The 25,531-nt window shown below is 35.8% G+C and carries 23 protein-coding genes; 14 read left to right on the top strand and 9 right to left on the bottom strand.

The genetic code is table 11. The features are described from left to right. The first annotated feature begins 81 nt into the window (after window positions 1-81). A complete protein-coding gene (locus G6R40_RS10795) occupies window positions 82-1,047 on the top strand; it encodes an ROK family protein (RefSeq protein ID WP_165135200.1) in 966 nt (321 codons plus the stop codon). An 8-nt stretch (window positions 1,048-1,055) separates the two neighbouring features. Beyond that, on the top strand, window positions 1,056-1,703 hold the full coding sequence (gene msrA / locus G6R40_RS10790; RefSeq protein ID WP_165135197.1) for a peptide-methionine (S)-S-oxide reductase MsrA: 648 nt from the start codon (window positions 1,056-1,058) through the stop codon (window positions 1,701-1,703). 349 nt (window positions 1,704-2,052) lie between these two features. Here msrA and G6R40_RS10785 read toward each other — a convergent pair whose 3' ends face one another. Continuing rightward, on the bottom strand, window positions 2,053-2,958 hold the full coding sequence (locus G6R40_RS10785) for a DUF3078 domain-containing protein (protein ID WP_165135194.1): 906 nt from the start codon (window positions 2,956-2,958) through the stop codon (window positions 2,053-2,055). An 8-nt stretch (window positions 2,959-2,966) separates the two neighbouring features. Beyond that, window positions 2,967-4,073 carry a DUF3078 domain-containing protein gene (locus G6R40_RS10780; RefSeq protein WP_228455847.1) on the bottom strand — a complete coding sequence of 369 codons (1,107 nt, stop codon included), beginning with the start codon at window positions 4,071-4,073 and terminating at the stop codon, window positions 2,967-2,969. A 140-nt stretch (window positions 4,074-4,213) separates the two neighbouring features. Between G6R40_RS10780 and G6R40_RS10775 the strand changes: the two genes are divergently transcribed. The 3 genes from G6R40_RS10775 to gdhA all read left to right on the top strand — a co-directional run bounded on the left by G6R40_RS10775 (window position 4,214) and on the right by gdhA (window position 7,651). Further along, window positions 4,214-4,990 carry a rhomboid family intramembrane serine protease gene (locus G6R40_RS10775; protein WP_165135191.1) on the top strand — a complete coding sequence of 259 codons (777 nt, stop codon included), beginning with the start codon at window positions 4,214-4,216 and terminating at the stop codon, window positions 4,988-4,990. A 21-nt stretch (window positions 4,991-5,011) separates the two neighbouring features. Next, complete coding sequence (gene dprA, locus G6R40_RS10770) at window positions 5,012-6,112, top strand: DNA-processing protein DprA (protein ID WP_165135188.1); 1,101 nt, start codon at window positions 5,012-5,014, stop codon at window positions 6,110-6,112. A gap of 180 nt (window positions 6,113-6,292) precedes the next feature. Continuing rightward, a complete protein-coding gene (gdhA, locus tag G6R40_RS10765; protein WP_165135185.1) occupies window positions 6,293-7,651 on the top strand; it encodes an NADP-specific glutamate dehydrogenase in 1,359 nt (452 codons plus the stop codon). Window positions 7,652-7,728: 77 nt separating this feature from the next. Here the strand turns inward: gdhA and G6R40_RS10760 are convergent, their stop codons facing one another. Next, the gene (locus G6R40_RS10760) at window positions 7,729-8,613 is read right to left on the bottom strand and encodes a cupin-like domain-containing protein (protein WP_165135182.1); all 885 of its coding nucleotides are present in this window, start codon (window positions 8,611-8,613) and stop codon (window positions 7,729-7,731) included. A gap of 220 nt (window positions 8,614-8,833) precedes the next feature. On the opposite strand from G6R40_RS10760, the gene G6R40_RS10755 reads away from it, so the two are divergent. The 5 genes from G6R40_RS10755 (at window position 8,834) to G6R40_RS10735 (ending at window position 16,298) form a co-directional block, all read left to right on the top strand. Then, a complete protein-coding gene (locus G6R40_RS10755) occupies window positions 8,834-11,545 on the top strand; it encodes a Plug and carboxypeptidase regulatory-like domain-containing protein (protein ID WP_165135179.1) in 2,712 nt (903 codons plus the stop codon). A 77-nt stretch (window positions 11,546-11,622) separates the two neighbouring features. Continuing rightward, entirely contained in the window at window positions 11,623-12,516 is an 894-nt protein-coding gene (locus G6R40_RS10750; protein ID WP_165135176.1) for a GLPGLI family protein, read from the top strand. A gap of 70 nt (window positions 12,517-12,586) precedes the next feature. Then, window positions 12,587-13,108 carry a KdsC family phosphatase gene (locus G6R40_RS10745; RefSeq protein ID WP_165135173.1) on the top strand — a complete coding sequence of 174 codons (522 nt, stop codon included), beginning with the start codon at window positions 12,587-12,589 and terminating at the stop codon, window positions 13,106-13,108. Window position 13,109: 1 nt separating this feature from the next. Continuing rightward, a complete protein-coding gene (locus G6R40_RS10740) occupies window positions 13,110-13,676 on the top strand; it encodes a Maf family protein (RefSeq protein WP_165135170.1) in 567 nt (188 codons plus the stop codon). 99 nt (window positions 13,677-13,775) lie between these two features. Next, entirely contained in the window at window positions 13,776-16,298 is a 2,523-nt protein-coding gene (locus tag G6R40_RS10735; RefSeq protein WP_228455846.1) for a tetratricopeptide repeat protein, read from the top strand. Window positions 16,299-16,341: 43 nt separating this feature from the next. On the opposite strand, the gene G6R40_RS10730 is transcribed toward G6R40_RS10735, so the two are convergent. Genes G6R40_RS10730 through mutL form a run of 4 tightly spaced genes read right to left on the bottom strand, consistent with a single transcriptional unit; the run spans window position 16,342 to window position 20,209 of the window. Continuing rightward, window positions 16,342-16,680 carry a hypothetical protein gene (locus G6R40_RS10730; protein WP_165135164.1) on the bottom strand — a complete coding sequence of 113 codons (339 nt, stop codon included), beginning with the start codon at window positions 16,678-16,680 and terminating at the stop codon, window positions 16,342-16,344. Beyond that, the gene (locus G6R40_RS10725) at window positions 16,677-17,666 is read right to left on the bottom strand and encodes an endonuclease/exonuclease/phosphatase family protein (RefSeq protein ID WP_165135161.1); all 990 of its coding nucleotides are present in this window, start codon (window positions 17,664-17,666) and stop codon (window positions 16,677-16,679) included. Before G6R40_RS10725 ends, G6R40_RS10730 begins: the two co-directional genes overlap by 4 nt. After that, complete coding sequence (locus tag G6R40_RS10720; RefSeq protein WP_165135158.1) at window positions 17,666-18,418, bottom strand: rhomboid family intramembrane serine protease; 753 nt, start codon at window positions 18,416-18,418, stop codon at window positions 17,666-17,668. Before G6R40_RS10720 ends, G6R40_RS10725 begins: the two co-directional genes overlap by 1 nt. A gap of 3 nt (window positions 18,419-18,421) precedes the next feature. Beyond that, window positions 18,422-20,209: a DNA mismatch repair endonuclease MutL gene (gene mutL, locus G6R40_RS10715; RefSeq protein ID WP_165135155.1), complete on the bottom strand. Its 1,788-nt coding sequence runs from the start codon at window positions 20,207-20,209 to the stop codon at window positions 18,422-18,424. 146 nt (window positions 20,210-20,355) lie between these two features. Here mutL and G6R40_RS10710 point away from each other — a divergent pair, with 146 nt between their 5' ends. After that, a complete protein-coding gene (locus tag G6R40_RS10710; protein ID WP_165135152.1) occupies window positions 20,356-21,447 on the top strand; it encodes an acyltransferase family protein in 1,092 nt (363 codons plus the stop codon). 30 nt (window positions 21,448-21,477) lie between these two features. Here the strand turns inward: G6R40_RS10710 and G6R40_RS10705 are convergent, their stop codons facing one another. Together G6R40_RS10705 and G6R40_RS10700 are read right to left on the bottom strand one after the other, a co-directional pair. After that, on the bottom strand, window positions 21,478-21,711 hold the full coding sequence (locus tag G6R40_RS10705) for a hypothetical protein (protein ID WP_165135149.1): 234 nt from the start codon (window positions 21,709-21,711) through the stop codon (window positions 21,478-21,480). Window positions 21,712-21,816: 105 nt separating this feature from the next. Continuing rightward, complete coding sequence (locus G6R40_RS10700) at window positions 21,817-22,677, bottom strand: DUF4846 domain-containing protein (RefSeq protein ID WP_165135146.1); 861 nt, start codon at window positions 22,675-22,677, stop codon at window positions 21,817-21,819. A gap of 67 nt (window positions 22,678-22,744) precedes the next feature. On the opposite strand from G6R40_RS10700, the gene G6R40_RS10695 reads away from it, so the two are divergent. The 3 genes from G6R40_RS10695 to G6R40_RS10685 all read left to right on the top strand — a co-directional run bounded on the left by G6R40_RS10695 (window position 22,745) and on the right by G6R40_RS10685 (window position 25,408). Further along, window positions 22,745-23,323: a tRNA-(ms[2]io[6]A)-hydroxylase gene (locus G6R40_RS10695; RefSeq protein WP_165135143.1), complete on the top strand. Its 579-nt coding sequence runs from the start codon at window positions 22,745-22,747 to the stop codon at window positions 23,321-23,323. A gap of 3 nt (window positions 23,324-23,326) precedes the next feature. Then, window positions 23,327-23,941, top strand: a complete 615-nt coding sequence (locus G6R40_RS10690) for a DUF502 domain-containing protein (RefSeq protein WP_165135140.1) — start codon at window positions 23,327-23,329, stop codon at window positions 23,939-23,941. Window positions 23,942-24,031: 90 nt separating this feature from the next. Continuing rightward, window positions 24,032-25,408 carry a tryptophanase gene (locus G6R40_RS10685; protein ID WP_165135137.1) on the top strand — a complete coding sequence of 459 codons (1,377 nt, stop codon included), beginning with the start codon at window positions 24,032-24,034 and terminating at the stop codon, window positions 25,406-25,408. The last annotated feature ends 123 nt before the right edge of the window (window positions 25,409-25,531 follow it).

The following is a 25,531-nucleotide window of genomic DNA, read 5'->3' as shown; positions in this document are numbered from 1 at the left end:
TTCGGTTTTTTTGTTAAATAAACAAAAGTCAAATGGATTTAATCTAAGTTTTCACTAATTTTATCATTCGATTAAAACAAAATGGCATTATTAGATTTATCCAACGAGCTAGCCTTAGGCATTGATATCGGAGGAACCAATACCAAATTTGGAATTGTCAACCACCGTGGCGAAATCCTTGAAAAAGGCACTATGAAAACAACTGGCTACGACACGGTTATAGATTTCATCGATACGCTTTACAATAACATCCAAATATTATTGCAGAAGCTACCTGATATTTCTGTAGTAGGAATTGGGATCGGGGCGCCCAATGCCAATTATTACAAAGGCACAATAGAGCACGCGCCCAATCTTAGTTGGAAAGGTGTTATTCCGTTTTCCAAATTAATAACAGAAAAATTTGGAAAAGATTGTCGTATTACGAATGACGCCAATGCCGCAGCTTTGGGCGAGTTGATGTATGGCGCCGCGCGTGGCATGAAGGATTTTATTATGATAACTCTAGGTACAGGCGTGGGAAGTGGTATTATTTCTAATGGACAACTTATTTATGGGCACGATGGTTTCGCAGGAGAACTGGGACATTGCATTGTAAAACCAGGCGGAAGAAAACATTGGAGCACAGGATCCGAAGGTTCTTTGGAAGCCTATGCCTCTGCAACGGGAATTAGTATTACAGCAAAAAAACTTCGTGCAGAATTTCCAAACTCGTTGTTAAACAACTTTCCTGAGGAAGTTATCAATGCGCAAACAGTCTACGAATGTGCCGAAAAAGGCGACGAAATTGCAATTGAAGTCTTCCGCTATACAGGCCAAATATTAGGACAAGCTTTAGCTAATTTTGTCATGTTCTCATCGCCAGAAGCCATTCTGTTATTTGGTGGCGTTATCAAAGCTGGCGATTATATTTTAAAACCAACCAAGTTACACATGGAAAAAAATCTCCTTCCTATTTTCCGTGATAAAGTAACACTCGTAACCAGCGAACTCAACGAAGCTGATGCTGCCATCTTAGGAGCAAGTGCCTTAGTTTGGGAAAAATAATTTTAAAAATGAAAAATCTAGTTTTAATACTATTAGCCATGTTAGCCCTTGTTAAATGCACTGGCCAAGATTCTAAAATTAAACTACGAGAAACTAAATTTAAAAATAATCAAAAAATGGAATTAGCAACAATTGGAGGTGGCTGTTTTTGGTGTGTCGAAAGCTGTTTCACTATGTTAAAAGGTGTCGAAAGTGTAACCTCGGGTTATTCTGGCGGTCACAAAGATTATCCAACTTACGAAGAAGTATGTACAGGCAACACGGGCCATGCGGAAGTGGTACAAATTAAGTTTGATCCTTCTGTTATTTCGTTCTCACAACTTTTGGAGGTATTTTGGTTTTTGCACGATCCGACGACGCTCAACAGACAAGGCAACGACATCGGTACGCAATACCGGTCTTCTATATTTTATCATTCAGAAACTCAAAAGTCTGAAGCAGAAGCATCTTTAAAAGTGTCTGAAGCGCGTCAACAATGGCCAGGGAAATATGTTACAGAGATTGTTCCTTTTGTGAAATTTTGGCCAGCAGAAGCTTATCACCAAGGTTATTATAAAACCAATCCCACGCAGCCTTATTGCAGTGCGGTAGTTGGTCCGAAAATCCAAAAGTTCAAAAAACATTTTGGTGAACTTAATATGCTAAAAGCAGAATAAGCAAATTTGCGGTTCTGGAATAATCCGATGCGGTTTTTATAAGAAGTCATCAGGTTATTTGGTTTAATACCGCGGTTAATCAACTTATAATTTAATATTTTTAAGCACAAATTTTAGCTTTTAAAAGCATAAAATATAGGTCGGAAACCACAAAATCGGGCTTGTCTTAATACAACTATTCATTCCAGGACAGGGAGCTAGGACCTTATAACCTCAACCCAGTATTTTTTTGAAGATGAAAGTTCTTAAAGTGTCTTTAGAAATATGCAAAATTGTGATAACAAGGGCGCGAAGCTTTAGCTTCGCGCCCTTGTTATGTTTTCAAAATCAATTTTAAAACAAAATTAATTTACTTCCAAGTTTGGTTATTCTTATTCGTCGAGCGTTTAACACCATTATCAATATTATACGCCAATCCAATTCCCAAAGTTTGTTTTAACTGTGTTTTTTTGATTTGATTATGGTCATACAACAAATCCAAAGTCACTTGCGTCGAGATGTACTTATTGACTTTCATATTCAGAATTCCGCCGTAAGATAATACGAGGCGTTCTGGGTGATCTAGATAATTTGAAAATACAGAGGCCGAATTCATCAGGCTTATATTTTCCATAATTTTCAATTTGTACTGCGCTACTCCTAGGAAACCGAACTGAAATAGTGATGAGTCGCCGTCATGTTTCAGACCATAGTTTCCTGCAAATTGCAAATCTTTATCGCCAACAAAAGTCCATCTTGCATTAGCAGGGCGCAGGGTCATGGTAAAGTTGTCGCTTGGTTTATATGTGAAGCCCGCACCTACGCTGACATAACCTGGCGCCATAAAATTTGAAATTTTCTTAGCATCAGGATTATTACCATCTTCGTAACCTGCTGCAAATTGTGTTAACAAACTCGCACCAACAGAAGCATACCAATTGCCCGAAATTTTGCGACCATAATTGGTTGACAGGTTAATATTATCTTGGGTTTTACGATTTCCGAGGCCTTCTGTATTGTTCATTCCATAACCCATAATAATGACATTTTCCCAAAGATCTTTATCTTTTTCGTAGGTCATATTGTAATTAAGACCTGCTAACCAACCGATGTTGTTAGCACCTCCACCAACCCAGTTAGAGAAAGCAGATTGGTTAAGCATTAGGGTATTTTGACCTAGAATAGACCACGCTTTTGTGGAATCAGAAACTACAGCCTTTTCTTGAGCACTAATAAGTCCTGTGGCAAAAATTGAAGCAAAAATAAATTTTTTCATATTTGTAATTATTTAATAAACGGATTTATGATTTTGTTGCTTTTATCGCGCTCCAATTTGAATCCAAAATTGTAAGTCAAACCAACGCCAAGAGTCTGTTTGGTTTGTAAACCAGCGATCTGGTCATGGTCATATACCATATCAAAGGTGACAACGGTGGTAATAAATTTATTAAACTTCATATTTAAAGTCGCAGAATAAGCGATATCGACACGTTCAAAATGCTCCAAATAGTTTGAGAAAACATTTAACTTATTAAGAAGTGTCATATCCTTTATAATATTAATGCGGTAGGTAGCATTTATCATAGCACCAAGCTCTCCACGCATACTTTGCCCATCTCGCTCTAGACCGAACTTTCCGGCATGTTGTAGGTGTGGATCAAGCACAAAAGTAAATTTGCCGTTAATAGGTCGCATCACCAACTGAAAATTATCATTCGGATTATAAGAAATACCGAGACCTAAGTTAAGATAAGCAGGCGCCATAAACCTTGAGACACGATCGTTATACGTAGGATCTGGCGTGGAGGAGTAATTGTATCCCGCGCCAAATTGTGACAAAAACTGAAATCCTGTTGATAAATAATAATTAGACCCCAACTCATACCCATAGTTGGAAGAAAGATTGATATAATCTTCCGTCTTTCTGGTGGATTGACCTGTAGAAGACACAAATCCGTAAGCCAATTGAACATTATTTTCTAAAAAATGTTTGCCGCTTTTGTAATTAAAATTATAATTAACCTTGCCAATAACACCAATATTGTCATTACCTCCCGAATACCAATTGGAAAATGAAGATTGGTTGAATACCAAACTGTTTTGTCCAAAGACGAACCAACGGCGTGCCTCCACCGTATTCAACATACTATAGGGCGTTATCGGCATATCTTGCACAGACAGCTGCGGTAACTTGTCAAAAATAACAGAGTCATTTTTTTTCTTGAGTTTAATATTCGATATTTTCTCTGTGTCAATACTATCCAATACGGTATTAGCATTGGTCCATTGGTTCTGAGATATAGAGTCAATTATCTTATTAAGATCTGGTCTTTTCTGAGAAAATAATATTACATTTAATCCTATAAAAATTATTGAAAGTAATTTCTTCATTGCATGCATCAATCTAACAATCCACAAAATTAATACAAAATAAATAATTTCGTTTTTAAAGCTCGAAAATATAAGCTTCAATATTATGGACAGAATTTCCTGATTCTTTTTTTTGGCAACCAATTTGACAATCCAAAAGCATGTTAGCAAAAAGTATTAACCGAAACGCATTCGTCATTCCCATTATCATGTTATCCCTAATGTGGTTGGGCTATATGTTACAAAGCTTAGGTTTTTTCAGCAATTGTTTTGGTGCTATTATTCCGCTATATCCAGACGGATTATTGGGCATTATCACATCACCATTTTTGCATGGTAGCCTAGAACATATTTTTGGAAATAGTGTTCCGATAGCCATTTTATTGTTTTTGTTATATCAATTTTATCCAACAATTGCTAACAAAATTTTAATTACAGGTTGGATAAGTGCTGGACTATTGGTTTGGCTATTACCGCCCATCGATATTTTTACTGGCCAATGGAACTACAGTTGCATCATCGGCGCCAGCGGCATTGTCTATGTTTTAGCTTTCTTTTTATTCTTCAGTGGCATTTTCCGTTGGGAAAGAACTTTAATAACCATTTCACTTCTTGTTGCTTTATATTACGGAAGTTTGGTTTGGGGTATGTTACCAGAAGAATTATTTAGTAACTTACAAGAGCCAAGTAGGATATCTTGGCAGTCGCACCTTGCCGGTGGGTTAGTCGGCATTATCATGGCTTTTTTGTTCAGAAATATTGGAATGAAAAAGAAAAAATACATTTGGGAATTTCCCAATTATTATAGCGAAAAAGATGATAAACTGTGGCAAGAATATAAAGAAAATCATCCTGACGACTTTCTAGAACTTCCACAAAAACCTAAAGATAACATATGGGATCATCTTGACGAAATAAGAAAAAAAGAAATGCAGTAGCTTTAATTCTAAAAATCAAATATGAAAACCGAACATCTATATGCCATTGCCCTACAAAATTGCCATCAACTTGGAAATCTTAATTATCGCAAATTGGTAGAGGAATTCGGTTCTGCAGAACAAGTTTGGAATCTTCCCAAATCCACACTAAAACAAATATTCGGCATTGGTAACAAACGTACAGAAGAAATAGGCAACCAAAAACATCTCGATTTCGCCACCAAAGAGCTTGAGTTTTGTGAACAAAATAATATTACAGCACTAACTATTCAAGATGCAGATTATCCATTTTTATTAAAAGAATGTCCCGATGCGCCGAGTATTTTGTTTGTTAAAGGCCAACTTCCACAAGCTAAATACATCAGCATTGTCGGGACACGCAACATGACAAGCTACGGAAAACAATTTATTAATGACTTTCTAACGGAACTTCCATCTAGCCAAATGGCGACCGTTAGCGGTTTAGCCTATGGCGTTGATGCCCATGTTCATGAAAAATCTTTAGCGCTTAACATTCCGACACTTGCTGTTTTAGCACATGGTTTACACATGATTTATCCTTCAAAACATCAAGTTCTTGCCAACCGAATTATCGAAAATGGCGGTGCTATCATTTCAGAATACACGTCGAAATCCAAACCAGATCGCGAAAACTTTCTGCAACGGAATCGGATTATTGCAGGATTTTCTCAGCAAACCATCATTGTAGAATCCGCTTTTGGCGGTGGGTCGATGAATACTGCCAACTTTGCAAATGACTACAACCGCGATGTCTACGCACTTTCTGGAAAATTAAATGACAAATACAGCCAAGGCTGTAATCTTTTGATTTCTCAAAACAAAGCCCAAATTATACATTCGGTGGCAGATTTAGTACAAAATTGTAGTCCAAATCAATCTAATACTACAAATCTTTTCACTCAAATTATTCCGATGAACATCAACAATCCAATTCATCAGAATATTTATAATTTTATTCATGACAAAATGAGTATTTCGTTTGACGATTTGCTTTCAGAAACACAAAAAAACCCACAAGAACTTTTATCAATCTTATTGGAAATGGAGCTTTTAGGATATATTAAATCACATTCTGGTAAAAATTACACCAGTATAACTTAGTAACAAATTGTTAACTTGACAACAAAATTTTAATTTTAGTTCTAAATTTTTAAAAAGAAAAGCATTTTATGAAAACATTAAGAAAAATTTTAGTTTAAGCTCAAAATCATAAAAAAAATCCAATAAAAGTTTTGCTTTTTTGAAAATAAAATTAAATTTGTTACATAACAATACAGCTTTATGGAGCAACACGAAATCGACCAACAGATCAAGGATTTTATCGCCAAAATTGAGGCTAAAAATCCAAACGAACCCGAATTTATCCAAGCGGTAAAAGAAGTTGCAATAACGGTAATTCCTTTCATTGCAACCAAGCCACAATACCACGGTATGAAGCTGTTAGAAAGGATGGCAGAGCCAGAGCGCGCCATTATTTTCCGTGTACCATGGGTAGATGACAATGGAGAAATCCAAGTTAATAGAGGTTTCCGAATCCAGATGAATTCTGCTATTGGACCATACAAAGGTGGAATTAGATTTCATCCGACGGTTAATCTAAGTGTCCTTAAGTTTTTAGCTTTCGAGCAAGTTTTCAAAAACTCCTTGACAACCCTGCCAATGGGCGGAGGAAAAGGAGGTTCCGACTTCGATCCACAAGGGAAATCTGATATGGAAGTGATGCGTTTTTGTCAATCCTTCATGACCGAATTATGTAAGCATATTGGCCCTGAAACCGACGTGCCTGCTGGTGATATTGGTGTTGGTGCACGAGAAATTGGTTATCTTTTTGGACAGTATAAACGTATTAGAAACGAATTCACAGGTGTATTAACTGGTAAAGGTTTGGCATATGGAGGATCTTTGATTCGTCCTGAAGCAACAGGTTTCGGTGTTGTATATTTTACCGAGCAAATGCTTAAAACCATCAACCAAGATCTTAAAGGAAAAACGGTTTGCGTTTCTGGATTCGGAAATGTATCATGGGGCGTTATCAAAAAGATTGACGAGCTTGGCGGAAAAACAGTTACCATCTCTGGACCAGACGGCTATATTTATGACGAAGAAGGTATTTCTGGTGAAAAAATAGATTATTTATTAGCGCTAAGAGCTTCTGGAAATAACCGCGCAGAAGATTATCTCAAAAAATATCCTAAAGCAAAATTCTTCGCAGGAAAGCGTCCTTGGGAAGTAAAGTGTGATGTTGCCATCCCTGCTGCCACTCAAAATGAATTGGATCTTGAAGATGCAAAAAAACTTGTCGCAAACGGCTGTATGTGCGTCACCGAAGCGGCAAATATGCCATCAACTTTGGAGGCTATTAATTATTTCTTAGAGAGTAAAGTATTGTTTTCTCCAGGAAAAGCGTCTAATGCTGGAGGTGTTGCCACTTCTGGTTTAGAAATGACACAAAACTCTATCCGTCTTAACTGGACTTCAGAAGAAGTTGATGCACGTCTTAAGGAAATCATGATTGGTATTCACAAAGCTTGTCGAGATTATGGTAAAGAAGCTGATGGCTACGTCAATTACGTAAAAGGTGCAAACATTGCTGGTTTCGTAAAAGTTGCCGAGGCAATGCTAGCTCAAGGAGTCGTTTAACCTCAGTTTTTAAAACATAAAAATAGCAACTCCCAATTAAAATTAATTGGGAGTTGCTATTTTATCAATCTTTAATCTTATTTTTTCGGTAAACCTCTTTTCAAAGCGATGTTCGCTCTTTCCACAGCTTTTTTCTCTTTCCAAGTCATGTATTTTACTTTGAAATTTTTCTTCATAAAATTGTCAAAACTTCTTTGTACAGTAAGATTCCAAAGGCTGTGCGCTTTCACCCCCCAACTTTTATCCCAAGCTCTTAAAGAAATGGAGAAACTGCCATCTAGATATTTCATCCAATGCCACCAACCTGTCGGCATAAACAATGTGTCACCATGCTCAAGATAACATTCTATGCCTTCTACACCGTCTAGTGCTGGGAAGTTTTTGAAATCTGGATTTTCGATATCATAATCTTCCAAGGCGTAAGTCGCATATGGAATTTGATACAATCTATCTTTCCACTTGTAATCGAAAAGCAAGATGTGCTTTCTTCCATTAAAATGCGTGTGGAAGATATGCGCCATATCGATATCATAATGTAAAAAAGTTACAGAACCTTTTCCTCCAAAAAACATGTTGGGGTATTTATCCAAAAATCCTCCCATTAGATCTTTTGGAAAAACATAATCATCTAATAATTTTGGCGCGTGTTTTATTGGGTCAAATAAGAAAATTCTTAAATCTGTTGGCTCTTTTTCGATAAGGTCAATGTAGTCCCCAAATTTCATATTGGCGGCCGAAGCGTTAATTGGCGCAGCAGGATCTGCTTTGGAACTGTCATACAAAGGTACGTCAACATCGCCAACGGCTTGCTTCATATAATCCATCGTCCATTTTTTGTATGCGGCCCAATTTTTTGCCATATTCTTAATAACCACAGGCTTACGCGGTTTCAAATATTTTTCTTCAAAGTCTTCTTTTGTAATGTCTTCAACAACATCAATTGGTTTCAGAATGATTCCCATGTCACTTAACTATTATGTTACAAAATTATTAATTTTTTATGGAGTGAGCTCAAAAATATATTTGTAAAAAAAATCAATACGTATTATTTTTTCTATCATCAGAAAAAACGGAGTCATTTATTTCAACTTCTTTACTTTTAACTTTTAGCAAAAAATTTGTCAAAGATTTTGTAACATTTTTTTAATTCATCTACTAATTGTTTAGTGATACATTTTTTATATGAAAAATCTACTTAGTTTAATTTTAGTTTTTAGTTGTACATCTTTAGTTTTAGCACAAAAAACAATTAGCGGTACCATTACAGATTCTAGCGGTAAAGCTTTGCCAAGCGCAAGTGTAACCATTGAGGAACCTGGAAAAAATGCAATTCTGGCATTTGCTATTTCTAATGCAAAAGGCGATTACAAAATTGTTTTTAATTCTTCGGAAAGCAATGTAATTTTAAAAGTAAAGGCTTTTAATCAAAAATCTGTCAACAAAACAGTTAACAATGCCGACCAAACTCAAAACTTTTCTTTATCTAGTGAAACAACAGAAATTGAAGAAGTAAAAATTAAAACCAAATTAATCACCAAAAAAGGCGATACCATATCTTACGATATCAAAGCTTTTGAAAATAAATCCGACAGGAGTCTTGCGGATGTTCTGAAAAAAATGCCCGGTATAGAGGTTAACAAAGATGGAAGCGTACTTTATCAAGGTGAGCCAATTAACAAATTCTATGTTAACGGTAAAGACCTTATGGAAGGCGGCTATGGGACAATTAATAACTCGTTGCCAAAAGATGCTGTCGCAAGAGTTGAAGTCTTAGAAAACCATCAACCAGTAAAAATATTAGAAGACAAAGTCCCATCAGAAAACGCTGCACTTAATATTAAACTAAAAAAATCGGTGACTATGACAGGCCGCGGTGAAGTTGGCGCAGGTTTCAGTCCTCTTTTGTGGAATGTTAAGTTAACACCCATGTTTTTTGGACAAAAAAACCAATGGGTAGTCAACTACAAAGCCAACAACAATGGGGAAACTGTCGAGAAAGAAGGCAACATGCTATCCTTCGGAAGTCGTTGGGAAGGCCGACGCTCGCAAGCCTCTCCGAAATCTTGGACTAATATAGAAACTGCAGGAACGCCAAATATTGGTGAAAAAAGATATCTTCTGAACAATGTTCATTTCTTCTCTGCAAATCTTTTGACAAGCCCTTTCAAAAATAAAGAATGGGAACTAAAGGCAAACGCATCTTATACCAACAACAGCATCAAACGTGAAGATTACCAAGTTAAAGTCTATGAAGTTGGCTCGCCATCGGTAGAAATGGGTGGTACATTTACGTCAAGCACCAACAATCGTTTTTATGACAATGTTGCAAAAGGTGAATTGATTTTTACGAAAAATGCTAAAAAAGGCTTTTTTAAAAACACGACAACTTGGAACAGCTTCTGGAACACAGACCGCGCAACGGTTGATAACTATCTTCCGCCTTTGAAAAACACATCATCACCCATTCATAAATATGCTAACGAATCTTTAGACTCTCCTACTGGGACTTTCCAAAACTCTTTGAGCACAATTATCCCTTGGAAAGAAAAGCTTTTCAATGTGATGAGTTATGTTAAATATCAAAAAGACAAACAAAACATGAGCGTTGTAGCGGGCGATTATCTTAAAGATTTTGGATTCGGGGATTATGACAAAATCACACAATATGCTACTTCCAAAACGATTGAAGTTGACCATTCGGCATCGGTTGGATTCAGTTACAAAAAATGGACTTTCACGCCGGAAGTTGGTTTGAATATGAACTTCAACACGTTGACTTCAGCGATTAATGGGCAACTTGGCGGAAGAAATGAATTTCTAGGAAACGACATGAGTAATGATATGGAGTGGAACGAAATCCAACCTTACACACAAATTGGGGTTAATTTTAAATCTCAAAATTTCAATTTTAATTTGACTTTACCGCTTAATTTTTATGGAATCACTTATCGTGACAACATTAGAAACAAATATTTGGACCAGTCAAAAACTGTTTTCGAGCCTAGCTTATTTGCGAATTATGAGTTTGCATCCTTCTTCAAAATTTGGGGATTTGCCAATCAAAACTATAATTTTGGAAACTTCGGATTTTTGTACGGTGGTAAAATGTTAACCAGCCCAACCAGTCTTAATGTTCGCTATTCTGATGACATCAAAATGCCTGAGTATCTTACAAGAACTTTAGGCTCTCGTTTGGAGTACCGAAATCCGTTGAACAATTTATTCTTCAATGTTCGATATAATTATTCCAACAATGAGAAAAATTTGATAGAATCTTATATTACCAATGGTTTTGCATCGGAACTTAAAATTATTTCTCAAGAAAACACAACCAAAAGCCAAACAGAAGGTGCCGAAATTGGAAAATATTTCCCAAAATTCAAATCGAATATATCGGTATCTGCGAGCAATACAGATTCTAACGCGTTCTCTTATTTTAATAGCGATTTTAGAGAATCTACCAACAACAGACAATCCATGGGTATCAAATTTAACAATGCGTATTTCTCATGGTTAAGTGTGGATTATAATATTAATCTTAACTGGAATAAAAACACTAACAAATCGACAAATACAATGGTGAAAACTAGCGGTTGGAATCATAATCTAAGCACCTACATCTACCCTTCCGAAAATCATACATTTGGATTTTTCTGGTACGATTTGACAACAAAAGCGAATGGACAAAATTTTAGAAACTCATTTTTTGATGTATCTTACCAATACACTTGGGTGAAAAAGAAAATCGATTTTGAACTTAAATGGCTTAACATCGCTGACCGAAAAATCTATGAAACGGTTAACGTAGATGTTGCTCAACAATTGATTACCACCAACCAAATGTACATAAGACCTAGTCAGTTTATGTTTACAGTAAAATTCAATTTTAAATAAAACTTTTTAAAAAAATAAAATATTTCGCTGAAAGATTGCGGAATATTTTTTACATTCGTATCACTAATTTCTTAGTCATGAAAAACATCCACATCTTATTTTTATTCTTTGCCACCATAATGTATGGGCAAGGGACACGCATTGCTTACGATTATCAATTCGTTCCAAACATCAATCAAAAAGACAGCATCAAAAAAGAAATCGTCTTTCTTGACATTCGAAAAGATGGCAGCAAGTTTTATAGCCAGAAACAATTTTTGTCCGACTCGCTCCGTGATGATTATTTCAAAAAAATGCGTGCATCTGGAAGTATCAACATCAACTTTCGCGGGACAAATCCCGGCTTGGTAAAATATCAGGTCACCAAATCTTATCCTAATTTTGATATCGTTCTTAAAATGCCAATTAATAGAAACAATTACGCTATAAAGAATGAAAAACCTATTGTTTGGAAAATAGATTCTGAAACAAAAAAAATTGACAAATTCACTGTTCAAAAAGCAACAACGGATTTCGGTGGAAGAAGTTGGACGGCTTGGTTCACCCAAGAGCTTCCTTTCCAAGATGGGCCTTATAAATTCTCTGGGCTTCCAGGATTAATATTAGAAATGGAAGACGCGACCAAAACGCATATTTATAAATTTTCGGGCATTAAAAAATTCGATGACGTCGAAATTAAAGAAAGTGCAGACAACACGACTTCTAGCAGAACGATGGTCATCATCGGAGGTAGCAATGACAAATCCATAGATGTTAATGAAGCGAAATTCTTACAACTTTGGAAAGAATATAAAAATGATCCTGTTAAAGATATGCGCCAAACGTTGGGACAAGGCAATGTTAAGATGAAACTTAATATTAATGGAAAGGAAATTAGCGATCCTAATGAAATCATCCGCAGTATGGAAAAAACCCAGCGCGAAAACATCAAAAATAATAACAATCCGATAGAGCCGAGTTTGTTCCCTTAAGCTAAAACATTTATATTCGCCAATATTTACTATTTTTATAATCCCTTACTAAAAGGGATTTTTTTATAAAATGAGTTATTTAGAAAAACTAAAAAATATCCGCGCTTTCGTGTTTGACGTCGATGGCGTATTCACAGATGGTAGCGTTTACCTTTTGCCAGACAAAAGCATGGCACGTGTCATGAATGTTCTCGATGGCTATGCTGTAGTAAAAGCCATAAAAGCAGGTTACAAAATCGCAGTTATTACAGGCGGCGACGATCCTATGGTTCGCAACAGGATAGAATATTTGGGCATCAAAGATTATTATCCCAAATCGGCACATAAGCTGTCAGATTACGCAGATTTTAAACTAAAATATCTCATAGATGACGACAAAGTTCTTATGATGGGCGACGACATTCCAGATATTGGAATCATGAAGCAAGTTGCTATTGCTGCAGCGCCCGCCAATGCCGTTCCCGAAGTTAAAGAAATTGCCAATTACATTTCTCCTATAGAAGGAGGCAAAGGCGCCGTACGTGATGTCATAGAACAGGTTATGAAAATACAAAATCGTTGGCATCTCGATGATGACACCAAATCCACTTAAGATGAAATTGTTACTAGCCTCGGCATCTCCTAGACGTCAAGAATTGTTAAAATCTATAGGTTTTCCTTTTGAAGTTGTGAAAATAAATTGTGACGAATCTTATTCGGAAACTTTAAACACCAAAGATATTGCAGCCTATGTTGCCAAAACAAAAGCTGAAGCCTATCTGGAATTAAAAGATGACGAAATATTATTAACTTCTGATACCATCGTTGCGTTGGACAATGAGATTTTATTAAAACCAAAGTCCGAAGAAAAAGCTTTTGAAATGTTATCAAAACTTTCAGGAAAAACGCATCAGGTATATACCGCGATATGCATTAAAACCACTTCGGAAACTATTGTAGAAACCGATTGTGCTGATGTTAGCTTTCACGAAATATCTGAAGAGGAAATTAGTTTTTACATTAAAAACTTCAAACCATTTGATAAAGCGGGAAGCTATGGCATACAAGAGTGGATGGGTATGGCAAAAATTGCCGAGATCAAAGGAAGCTATTACAGCATTATGGGATTGCCGACACATTGGGTTTATCAATATTTATCAAAATACTTTCCTGTGAGTTGATTTGTTAATTTAACACCGATTCTTAAAAAGAAAAACATTATTTTTACAAAAATTAATATTTTAAATAATAAATTGCCCTTTAGCAAGTTATCTACTTAAATGAGAAAATTCGCCCTAATTATACTTTCTATCTTTGCTGTTGCCTCTTGTAATCCTCGTAAAAAGAAAACGAAGAGTGGCCCCATGAACCGTTTCTCGACCTATTACAATACCATGTTTAATAGTAAGGAAGCCTTCAACACAGAAATGCAAAACCGTACAAAAAGTTTCAAAGACAACTTTTACGAACCCTATATTCCCATTTTAACAACCGAAGATATTGCCTCGGAAGTTACCAGTTTTGGTGCAGGAAATCCAATGAGCGACTTGGGCACCGCTAAAGGTCCAGGCTCACCCAATGCCAATTCCAACTCTGGTTTCAGCAGTACGACCACAAGGCCAAACTCTACAAAAGGTGCAACAATTCTACAAATTGCTGAAGCCAAAGCGATAAAAACGATTTCTAAAAACTCGGTATTGGTAAATGGTGTTGAGAAGAATTCTTATATGTTCGACGCTTATATGTTGTTGACAAAATCTAGATTGTATCAAAACAAATATCTTGAGGCTTTGGACACTTTAGGTTATATTTTTAACAATATGCCAAAACACAAACGCATTAATACAGCAAGAATTTATCAGGCTCAACTGTATGCAAAACTTAAAGATTATCAAAAAGCCGATAAACTATTTGCGGAACTTAAAGAGGAAAAACTTAACAAAGAAGAAAAAAGAACTTTAAGCATCTTCTATTCGGAAATGTTACTAAAATGGGGCAAAAAAAATGATGCGATTAAAGAATTAGAAGAAGCATTCGAGTACAATAAAACACGTAAAATTAAAAGTAGAATCGCTTATTTGCGAGGCCAAATCTTGTCGGAACTGGGACAAAAACAAGACGCAAGAGATTCTTTTACAACTGCTTACAAATATGCATACGATTATGAATTTGAAGTGAAAACGCAAATCCAAATCGCTAAAACTTTTGACACTTCTAATGACAGCTATGCCGATGCAATGGCTTATTTAGAAAAGATTTCTAAAAAAGGAACTTATGCCTCTCGTAAAAACGAATTGTATTACGCCATGGGACTTTTGGCTCAGAATGCGAAACAAGGAAAAGACGCAGACTCTTTGTTTAGAAAATCGATTTCAGAAAAAGTATCCGATCCACAAATCCGAGGTCTAGCATTCTCACAAATTGGAAAAAAATATTTTGAAGAAGATGATTACTTAACAGCGGGCGCTTACTACGACAGTGCATTGGCGGTAATGACATACGCTCCAGAAAAACAACGTTTGACAGAGCTAACCACCAACATCAAAAAGCTGTCAAAAAACTACTATTTGATCAAGAAAAACGATAGTATTCTTGCGTTGACTAACATGACAAAAGAACAACAAGACGCTTATTTCACAAAACATATCGACAAACTAAAAGCAAAAGAAGCTGCAGAAGAGCTCGAAAGAAAAAGAGCAGAACGTTCCAAAGGTTTTGACACGGGCGATTATAATGCTAATTCGATGTTTGCCAATTCTGGCGGCGGAACCTTCGGAGACATCAACATGGGCGGCGAAAACAAGAGCACATTTTATTTTGCTAATACCAACAATATTCCGCGAGGAGAAAATAACTTTAAACAAATTTGGGGCAACAGAACACTAGCTGACAATTGGCGTTATTCTGCAAAATCTCAAACGATTGAAGATCTTAAAAATGATGCTTTGGGAATTAGCGCAGCACCAGATCCACGCCGTTTTGAACCAAGTTTCTACACCGAAAAAATCCCGACCAAAACATCCGAAATTGCTAAGCTTAAAAAAGATAGAGATACAGCAAGTCTAGGTCTGGGAATAATGTTTGAAAACTTCTTCGGAAATTCTAAATTAGCAACCAAAACGCTTTACGACCTTGTTGATTCTAAAACCGATGAAGACACAGAACTGAAAGCCCTTTATCAAGCTTTTGTAATTAATTATGAAAAAAATCCACAAGCAGCTGAACGTGCTAAGAATTTAATTTTAGAAAAATATCCATATACTTCTTACGCCGAATTTGTGAAAAACCCGAGGGACAAAAATTTTAATAAATCGTCAGAAGAAGTTCAAAAATTGTACGAAGAAGCCTACCAACTTCATATAGATGGGAAATACCAAGCTTCTACAAACCTCATCCACAAAGCCATTGAAGACAATAAAAAGGACGCTTTGATTCCGAAGTTTTATTTACTAAATGCTTACAATGCAGGAAAATCTGCGGGCAAAGAAATCATGATTCTTCAGCTAGAGCAAATCGTTCTGAATTATGCCAAAACACCTGAAGGAATAAAAGCTAAAGAACTTTTGAAACATCTGAAAAGCGATGTCAAATTGGAACTTACAGACGGTGAGGGTAAAGCTTTAGCACCGACCAATCCGGAAACAACGCCAACGGACAACAACGAATTATTAGATCAGGGTAAAAAAGAAAATCAACCGCGACGACCTGTTCGTCCAGGAAAAAATAATAACATTGAGGCTTCGCCAAAAATGCGACAAATACAAGCTCAGCCTGCAACAGAGAGCATACAAATGCAACTGTAAAAAAGAAATAGAAAAGCTGCCTAAATTTATTAGACAGCTTTTTTTATATTGCTGATTGTTCAGTTGGAAGTGAGGTTTCCAAAGCTTTTTGCTTTTCTTTATCTTTTGTTTTTTGCTTTTCTTCAGCTTTCTTTTTTTCGAGTTCCTTTTTTTCGAGTTCTTTTATTTGAGCTTCGAGTACTTTCTTTTTAGCTTCTTTTGCACTATCTTTTACCTTGATAACTTTTGGAAGCATATTCGCTGGTGTTGCTCCAGGCGCGAAAGAGTCGATTGCGGTTGTATCATAATCCAAAACTTCGGGCTTCTCCGACATTGTTGTTTCTGGAGCTTTTTTTGAACAAGAAGCGGCGATTAAGAATATTAGCAACATTAGATTTTTCATAAGCTATCCTGAAATTTAAAACTGGCTAAAACTGGAAAATGATCCGAAACATGAACACTTCTATCCACTTTATAATTTAAAGTTTTTATAGATTTTGACGTGAAGATATGATCAATTTTTATTGGAAATTTAAACTCATGAAAGCTTGTCCCGCTGCCGATTCCTGCTTCTAGGAAAGAATCTTTCAGGTTTTTGGAAGCGGTATAATATTCATAAGAGTTAGGCACCGCATTAAAATCACCTACAAACACGACCGGATGAGGCGAATTATCTACATAAGCCATTGTATTCTGCATTTGTATTTGATGTTCTTTAAAAATAGGCAACATCTTTCTAACCAAACTTTTGGCTTTAGCTTCGTTTTCGTCCATCGAACGTGTTGGTCGCACCATTTGTTTATCGATTTGGAAAGGCTCCATATAGATATTCACAAAACGAATCGTCTTAGATCCGATTTTAATATCCGCATAAAAACTATTGCCAATATCGACTTGGGTTTTAATATCCTCAAATTTTTCTATTGGAAATTTCGAATAACATCTTATTTGTGAAAATTGGTCGACTTTATATGGATAATTAGGAAGATTAAGTTCTAATGATGCTTCTTGCAAAAAGACAAGATCTACGTCTTTCTCGTTGATATAACGTTCCACATCTTCTTTTCCCATGGTTCCGTTTTTGATGTTGAAAGTCATCATGCTAAAGTCAGACTTGTCTTTTTTCTCTGGGGAATAGTTGATCCAACGGCGTGTTGGCGTGATAAAAAATATGGAAATCACTAAAAATAAAATCGCTCTTTTTTTAAATAAAATAATCCAATAAATGCATAATAAAACATTCAGAATCATTAAAACCGGAAAGCCCAAAGAGAGAAGATTTAATAATGATAATTGGCTAGGCGAAATGTAAGCATTGGCAAGACATGCCAATAACATCAGCGTTATCAGTAAATGCAATAAACTTAAAATGAAATTAAAAAACTTCATTAACCGCCAATATAATTATTGTTTTTTTTCCAATGTCTGATATAAAGGTAGCCTACAATAGCACCGCCAATGTGGGCAAAGTGCGCGACATTATCCCAACTGAATTGTCCAATTCCTAAAAATATAGAACCCAAAATAATAATTGGCAAAAGATACTTAGCTTTAATAGGCGCTGGAATAAACATGAACATGAGTTTGGCATTTGGAAACAAAGTAGAAAAAGCCGCAACAACTCCGAATATCGCACCCGATGCACCTACCATAGGCGTTCTTAACAAATTGAATAAACTTTGGGCTTTTTCCAGAACACTTGGATTATTGGAGCTAATTGGCATTTCTCCAACATAGCCCAATGTTGCATACTTATAGACTTCGTTGATGTTATAGTCATTGTCTTTCAAAAATTGGGTAATCTGGAAAGCCTCAACCATGTTAATAATATTATACAACGCAAATCCACCTAGACCAGCTAAGAAATACAAAATTGTAAATTTTTTCCCACCCAAAACTTGTTCCAAAACAGGTCCAAAACTTAACAAGGTTAACATATTAAAAGCAATATGCATAATCCCGCCATGCATAAACATGTGTGTGATAATTTGCCAAGATCTGAAATTGGGAGACAATGGAAAATAACCAGCTAGCCAATTTCCAATTTGTAATCCGTAATTGCCAGCAAGCGATACAAGCACAAAAACTACAACATTGATAATGATAATATTTTTGGTTATCGGGGTAATATTCTGAAACATAAATTAAAATTTATTTTTAAAATCATCAAACGGAATTTCCTCAAAACATTTCTTTCCTGTAACGGTATATTGTGGAAATCCTAGCTCGATAAAATCTTTTATAAGCTGTTCTACTTCGGTTTTGTATATAAAATCAAACTTCGATTTGCTATGGACTTTTAACCATTGATCTTGGTAAAAATTCATAAACTCATCTTCGGTTCGGTATTCTAAAATTTCAAATATTTTTTCTAAAAATCCTACAACAGCAGATTCTTTCAAACCTTCTGGCACTGCATTAATTCTCAAAACATTCTCTTGTGCAAGAATCATGTCAAAACCTAAAGCTGGCAAATATTTTTTAATGGATTTATATTTATTTTTTTCGATTTCGTTGAGATGATATTCAATGGAAAAAAGCAAATGTTGCCCATTTTTGTTAGGTTTAAATTCTTTTTGTTGCGATTGCAAAATCACCCGATGAATACGTCCCAAATCCAGCATAAAAGTTTTTCCTTCTTTATTGAAAAGCCAATAGGCATTCGGAAGTCGGAAAAGATCTTCTTCCAAGTCATCATCATCGTCCTCAAAAAGATTAATTTTCGAAGGTTCCGCGCTTGGTATTGCCGCATTGTACATTTCGGAAAGATTAAGACTTTCTATTGTCGAAGGCTTCTCGGATGTGAAAGGATTAAAACTTCTGTCAACCTTTACATTTTTGGAAAAAGAAGAACTTCCAGATTCAAGATTCGCTTTACTCGGTTGTGCCTGGAAAAAAGCGTCCATCGCAGGATCTCTGTCAAAATCTAAACTTGGCGCAATATTATAAATCCCTAAAGCTTTTTTAATTGTTGATCTCAGCAACGCAAAAATCAATGCTTCGTCCTCAAATTTCACTTCCGTTTTTTGGGGATGAATATTAACGTCAATTTTCTCAGGATCAAGCTCTAAAAACAAGAAAAAGCTCGGAATATAACCAGGCTGCAAAAGGCCTTCAAAAGCTTCCTGTACCGCTTTGCTGAGATAAGGACTTCTGAAGTATCTTCCGTTGACAAAGAAAAATTGTTCGCCTCTGGTTTTTTTGGCACCTTCGGGTTTTGCCACAAATCCGTTAAGCCTTACCCAGCCAAGGTCTTCTTTTATGGGAATTAAAAGTGGTTGTATTTTTCTTCCAAAAACTTCCACGATACGCTGCATTTGCCCGCCTTTTCGCAAACGAAAAATAGGCTCGTCATTATGGAACATTTCGAATTCTACATTTTCATGCGCTAAAGCAACGCGCTGAAATTCGTCAATAATATGACGGAATTCTATATTATCATTTTTCAAAAACTTGCGTCTAGCAGGAACATTGAAAAACAAATTTTTAATTAAAAAATTAGACCCTTCCGCAGTCTGTATCGGCTCTTGAAATTGTAGTTCGCCGCCTTCAATATAGATATTTGTTCCTACGGCTGTATCTTTTTGTTTGGTTCGGAGCTCTACTTGCGCCACGGCAGCAATCGATGCCAAAGCCTCTCCACGAAAACCTTTGGTAGCGATTTTAAAAATATCTTCGGTACTTCTTATTTTTGAAGTAGCATGTCTTTCGAACGCCAATCTGGCATCGGTATCGGACATTCCACCGCCATTGTCAACAACTTGGATCAGATTTTTTCCTGCATCGCGAACAATTAATTCGATTTTGCTAGCGCCAGCATCTATAGCATTCTCCATCAATTCTTTAACAATAGACGCAGGCCGTTGCACCACTTCTCCGGCGGCAATCTGGTTAGCAACGTGATCTGGCAAAAGTTGAATTATGTCTGACATTCTAAAAAATTAACTCCCAAAATTACGGATAAGATTCGAGGCTCAAAAATTAAATGTTTGTGAAATAATCTTAATAAAAGCCAATTCTGTTGTATATTGTTGGCTAAAATTAGTCGTATTTTAATTTTTAATATATAGCATTTTTAATGAAAAGAGATTTATATATTGATTTTGCAAAAGGTTTTGCAACGCTTTCTGTTATTTTTATCCATACGGTATTTTGGTCGGGTCAGTTTTATGTACCAACAGAAGTTCGTGTGATGTCGTTGTTTTTTGATGTAATCTTGTTTTATGCCTTGAGTGGAATAACTTCTGGCGCCAATATCGAAAAGACCTTTTACAGACTGCTGAAGTTGCAAGTTACTTACATGATTTTTGTGACTTTTCTGTTCTTTATGGATTATTTCTTTAAAGTTTTTGGGCTCACATTTTTCTCAATGGACTGGCTAAAAGATTTTTATTCAACCTTTGGAGGAAAGTATGTTCCACAGAATATTTCTAGCGATCCACAATGGCAGAATTTGGGCAATTGGTATCTTCACCAATATACGAATGCAGACACTTTCCCCGTGGTAATGGGAAGTTTTTGGTATCTTAAAGTTTATTATATCCTCACTGTTTTTGGCGTTTTAATTTTAAAGTTCTTTCCAAAACATATCAACTGGTTTATCGCGCTTTGTGTTGTTTTAACACTGATTTTCAATTTATTCCCTCAATATTATCCTAGTGGACAAGTTGGTTATGTGGCATTTTATCTTGCGGTGTTTTTAATCGCGCACCAGATGCGTGGAAAAAAAATCCCAACGAAAATGATTCCTGTGCTTTATGGCATCGTCGCTTTAGCTTTGGTAGGAATGTTTTCTTACTACGGAACTGAGATTTTTTATAAACTGAATAAAAATAAATTCCCGCCGAAATTGCCTTATATTATTTGGACAATGTTTGCAGTTGTAACTTTATTCGTTGGATATAACCGATTGAAAATCAACAAACAAAACTTCTTAACCTACATTGGAAACAACGCTATTTTCTTTTATTTTTCACAAGGAATCAGTTCGTCTTTAATTTACTTTTTAGTCGTTCCTTTAAAAGAAGATCTTAATTGGGTTTTGTTATTAATTCTAGTTTACGCAGTTAATATCGGTCTAGCTGTTGTCATTGCTGAAATTCTAAAAAAAGTAGATAATCTCGGCTGGAAAATACTTGGTATTTTAAGAAAAAAAACCGCTTCTAATTAAGAAGCGGTCATATTTTTTTTTAAAATTAAACTAATTTTTGCTTCCACCGCCTCGCATAATTAATGCTATGATAATGATAAGAACCACACCACCTATTATAAGGTAAGTAGGATTAGTGTACCATTCTGTAGTTGTTGTTTTGTGTGTATTAACATCGACGGTAAGGTCAGCGCCTTTGTCTTGTGCAAAAATTAATCCTGTTGATAAAAATGATAAAAGCATAATAAATACACTTCTTAATCGGTTTGATAGGTTAGTTGCCATAGTTTGAAAATTTTGTGAAGTTGATATTTGTTTTAAATTTCAATTCACAGATTCACAATAATTATACCAAATAATATTAAAATTTTATTTTATGGTGTTTGTTAATTAAAACTGTTTAATCACTGGCTTTTCAAAATGATATCGAGGTGTAATTATTTCCTTGCTCGGTTTCATGTCAAACCAAGGATTTCCGTTTTTTGATAAAATATGTATTGATTGTGCAGGTGTATATCCTTCTATCAAAGCATATCGTTTTTCGTTTCCTTTCTCGATTTTATCAACAATCATCACGACGTGGCCTGGACTTCCTGGCGTTATAATAAGATCACCAATGTTAAATTCTGTTTTGTTTTTGCTTTCTTTGAGATCCCGTGCGAGGGAAATTGTACCAGCATAAGTATAAATAATGTCTAGATATTGTCTGAAATCTTGATAAGAATTAATAGAATTCGGAGCTGCTCTTTTACTAAAATCTACGTTGTTTCCAGAAACAATGGGGCGAAGACCATCAGCATATTCATTCCAAGAAAATTGATGTCCGCTTGTGAATTTGAAATGAATAGCATTGTATTTTTCATTTTTAAAAAGGTATTCTGCACGCAGCCTTATCAAAGCATCTGCACATTGTTGAAGATCTTTTGAGCCAACATCATAAGTCAATATTCCGACGTGATGTTTCTGGTCCGATATTTCTGTTCCATCATATTTTAATATAGGTTTTCCGAATTCTTGTAGATTTAAATTTTGTAAAAAAGATTCCCAAGAATTGAGCTTGGTTTCAACACGTTGATATCCAGGCATAGGAATTAACCTGTCTTTGAGAATGTTAAACTTCGCATTAACAAATTTTGTTTCTACATGTTCTTTATTTTTGGAGCTGATAATATTTGTTTCAAATACTGATTTTTCTGATTTATTACAATTAAAAAATAGAATTAATATTAAAAAACGATAAATGGATTTCATATAATAAGGTTTGTAATAAAATTAACAATTAAGTTTTAAAATTCTTATTTTTACGAAAAAAATTGAAATGTTTAGGTTAAAGCTACTTACGGATCCCCGTTGGGCAAATATCGCAGAAAGCAATTTAGAGGAAATATTAACCGACCACGCTTGGTGTGAGCAAAAAGCAGCAACCAATGCGATTGGGCTTATCACCATGTTGCCAGAATATCCCGAGATTGTAACAGAGCTATTGGCCATTGCACAGGAAGAGTTGGATCATTTTGATCAAGTACACGAGATTATTAAAGAACGTGGTGGTGTATTGGGAAGACAGCGCAAAGATGATTATGTTAATGACCTTCTCAAGTTTGTCGTGCAAGGAAGTCGCGAAGATCTTATCGTTGACAAAATGCTCTTCGCAGCTATGATAGAAGCCAGAAGTTGTGAACGTTTCAAAGTTTTAACAGAAAATATTAAAGACGAAAAGCTAAAGAAATTTTATCACGATTTGATGATTTCGGAAGCCAATCACTATACAACTTTTATAGGTTTTGCAAGACAACTAGGCGATCCTGAAAAAGTAAACCAACGCTGGGAAGAATGGCTAGACTACGAGTCCAGCATTATCCGTTCTTATGGCAACAAAGAAACAATCCACGGTTAATATATGAAGAAAGGCATCAACGATTATTTGGCGTTAGCATTCCGTAATTTTTTACAAGGCTTGGTTATTATTGGACCTTTAGCGATTACGGCATGGATAATTTGGTATATTGTTTTTAGTATCGACAATATTATCCCATCGGTTTCAGAGAAATTTCCAGGATTGGTTTTTGTTGTGGTTATCGCCGCAACAACGCTTATTGGTTATTTCGGAAACAAATTTATCCTAGGCAGAATTATCGTTGACAGTGTTGATTATATCTTAGAACATACGCCAGGCATAAAATTTATCTACACTTCTCTGAAAGACGTCATGGGCTCTTTCGTAGGCGATAAAAAGAAATTTAACATTCCTGTTTGGGTAAAAACCAATGAAAATCCAGAAGTATGGCGCATCGGATTTTTAACACAAAATGACATGTCAGCCGTTAATATGGATGGCATGATTGCCGTTTATCTCCCACATTCTTATGCCGTTTCGGGTTGGGTTATCGTAACTAAATTTAATAACATAAAAGAAGTGGAAGGCATGAACGCTGCCGAAGCGATGAAATTTGCTGTAAGTGGAGGCGTTGCTGGATTCCATAGTGATGATAACGTTTTCAAAGCACCAGAATGATGCTTGATTTTTAGAAATGAAAAACATTTCAGGTTAAAAACACATTTGACTTAGAAACATTCAAACTTTAAAAATCAACAAATATTATACATGAAATTACCTTATGCAGAGCCATTTAGAATTAAAATGGTTGAAAACATTGAGCAATCAACCCCAGAACAAAGAGAACAATGGCTGAAAGAAGCGGATTATAATTTGTTCAATCTAAAATCTTCACAAGTTTTCATAGACCTTTTAACAGACAGCGGAACAGGTGCAATGTCCGATCAACAATGGGCTGCGCTGATGACGGGTGACGAAAGCTATGCAGGATCCCGCTCCTTCCAAGAATTACAACAAACCGTAGAACGTATCACAGGATTCCCTTATCTATTGCCAACGCACCAAGGTCGTGCTGCAGAAAATGTATTGTTTTCGGTATTGGTGAAAGAAGGTGATGTTGTCCCTGGAAATTCGCATTTTGACACAACAAAAGGCCACATCGAGTTCCGAAAAGCGCATGCAATTGACTGCACCATTGAAGAGGCTTTTGATATTAACGACCTCTACCCCTTCAAAGGAAATATTGATTTAAACAAACTAGAAGAAGTTTATAAATCTCATCCCAAAGAGCAAATTCCGTTTTGTTTGGTAACAATTACGTGTAATTCTTCGGGAGGTCAACCTGTTTCTTTAGAAAATATAAAAGCGGTAAAAGCTTTGTCCGACAAATATGGCATTCCTGTTTATTTCGACTCAGCGCGATTTGCAGAAAACGCTTATTTCATTCAACAACGAGAAGAAGGTCAACAAGATAGAAGCATCAAAGAAATTTGTAAAGAAATTTTCTCTTATGGCGAAGGCATGACAATGTCGTCCAAAAAAGACGGTTTGGTTAACATCGGAGGATTTATCGCGCTTAACAATCAAGAGGTATTTGAGAAAGCTTCTAACTTCACCATTATCTATGAAGGCTTCATCACCTATGGCGGCATGGCAGGTAGAGATATGGCGGCTTTGGCAGTAGGTCTGGACGAAGCAACTGAAAAAGCCTATCTGGAAAGTAGAATTTCCCAAATCGAATATCTTGGAAACAAATTAATCAAATATGGCGTTCCTGTACAAAAACCAATTGGTGGACATGCTGTTTTTATTGATGCTTTAACCTTTCTTCCAAATATTTCGCGAGAAGAATTCCCAGCACAAACTTTAGCCATTGAACTTTACAAAGAAGCGGGCGTACGTGGTGTAGAAATCGGGACTTTATTAGCTGACCGCGATCCAGAAACGCGCGAAAACCGCTATCCAAAATTAGAACTTTTGCGTCTTGCAATCCCTAGAAGAACCTATACTAACAATCATATGGATTACATCGCAGCTGCAGTAAAAAATGTCTATGAAAGACGAAATGACATTACTAAAGGTTATAAAATTGTAAAAGAATCGCCTATTTTAAGACACTTCACCGTGAAGTTAAATAAGGCCTAGAAAATCAAAAACGGCACTCAGATTGAGTGTCGTTTTTTTGCTATTCCATTTTTTAGAAAATTAAGTATAGCATCATCTATCAATATGGTCAAACTTTAGTTTAAAAAAATAACAAAGAACTCT

It is taken from the genome of Chryseobacterium sp. POL2, assembly GCF_011058315.1.
Lineage (GTDB): Bacteria > Bacteroidota > Bacteroidia > Flavobacteriales > Weeksellaceae > Soonwooa.
Note: the sequence above shows the minus strand (reverse complement) of the source record. Positions and strands in the feature narration are given on the sequence as shown.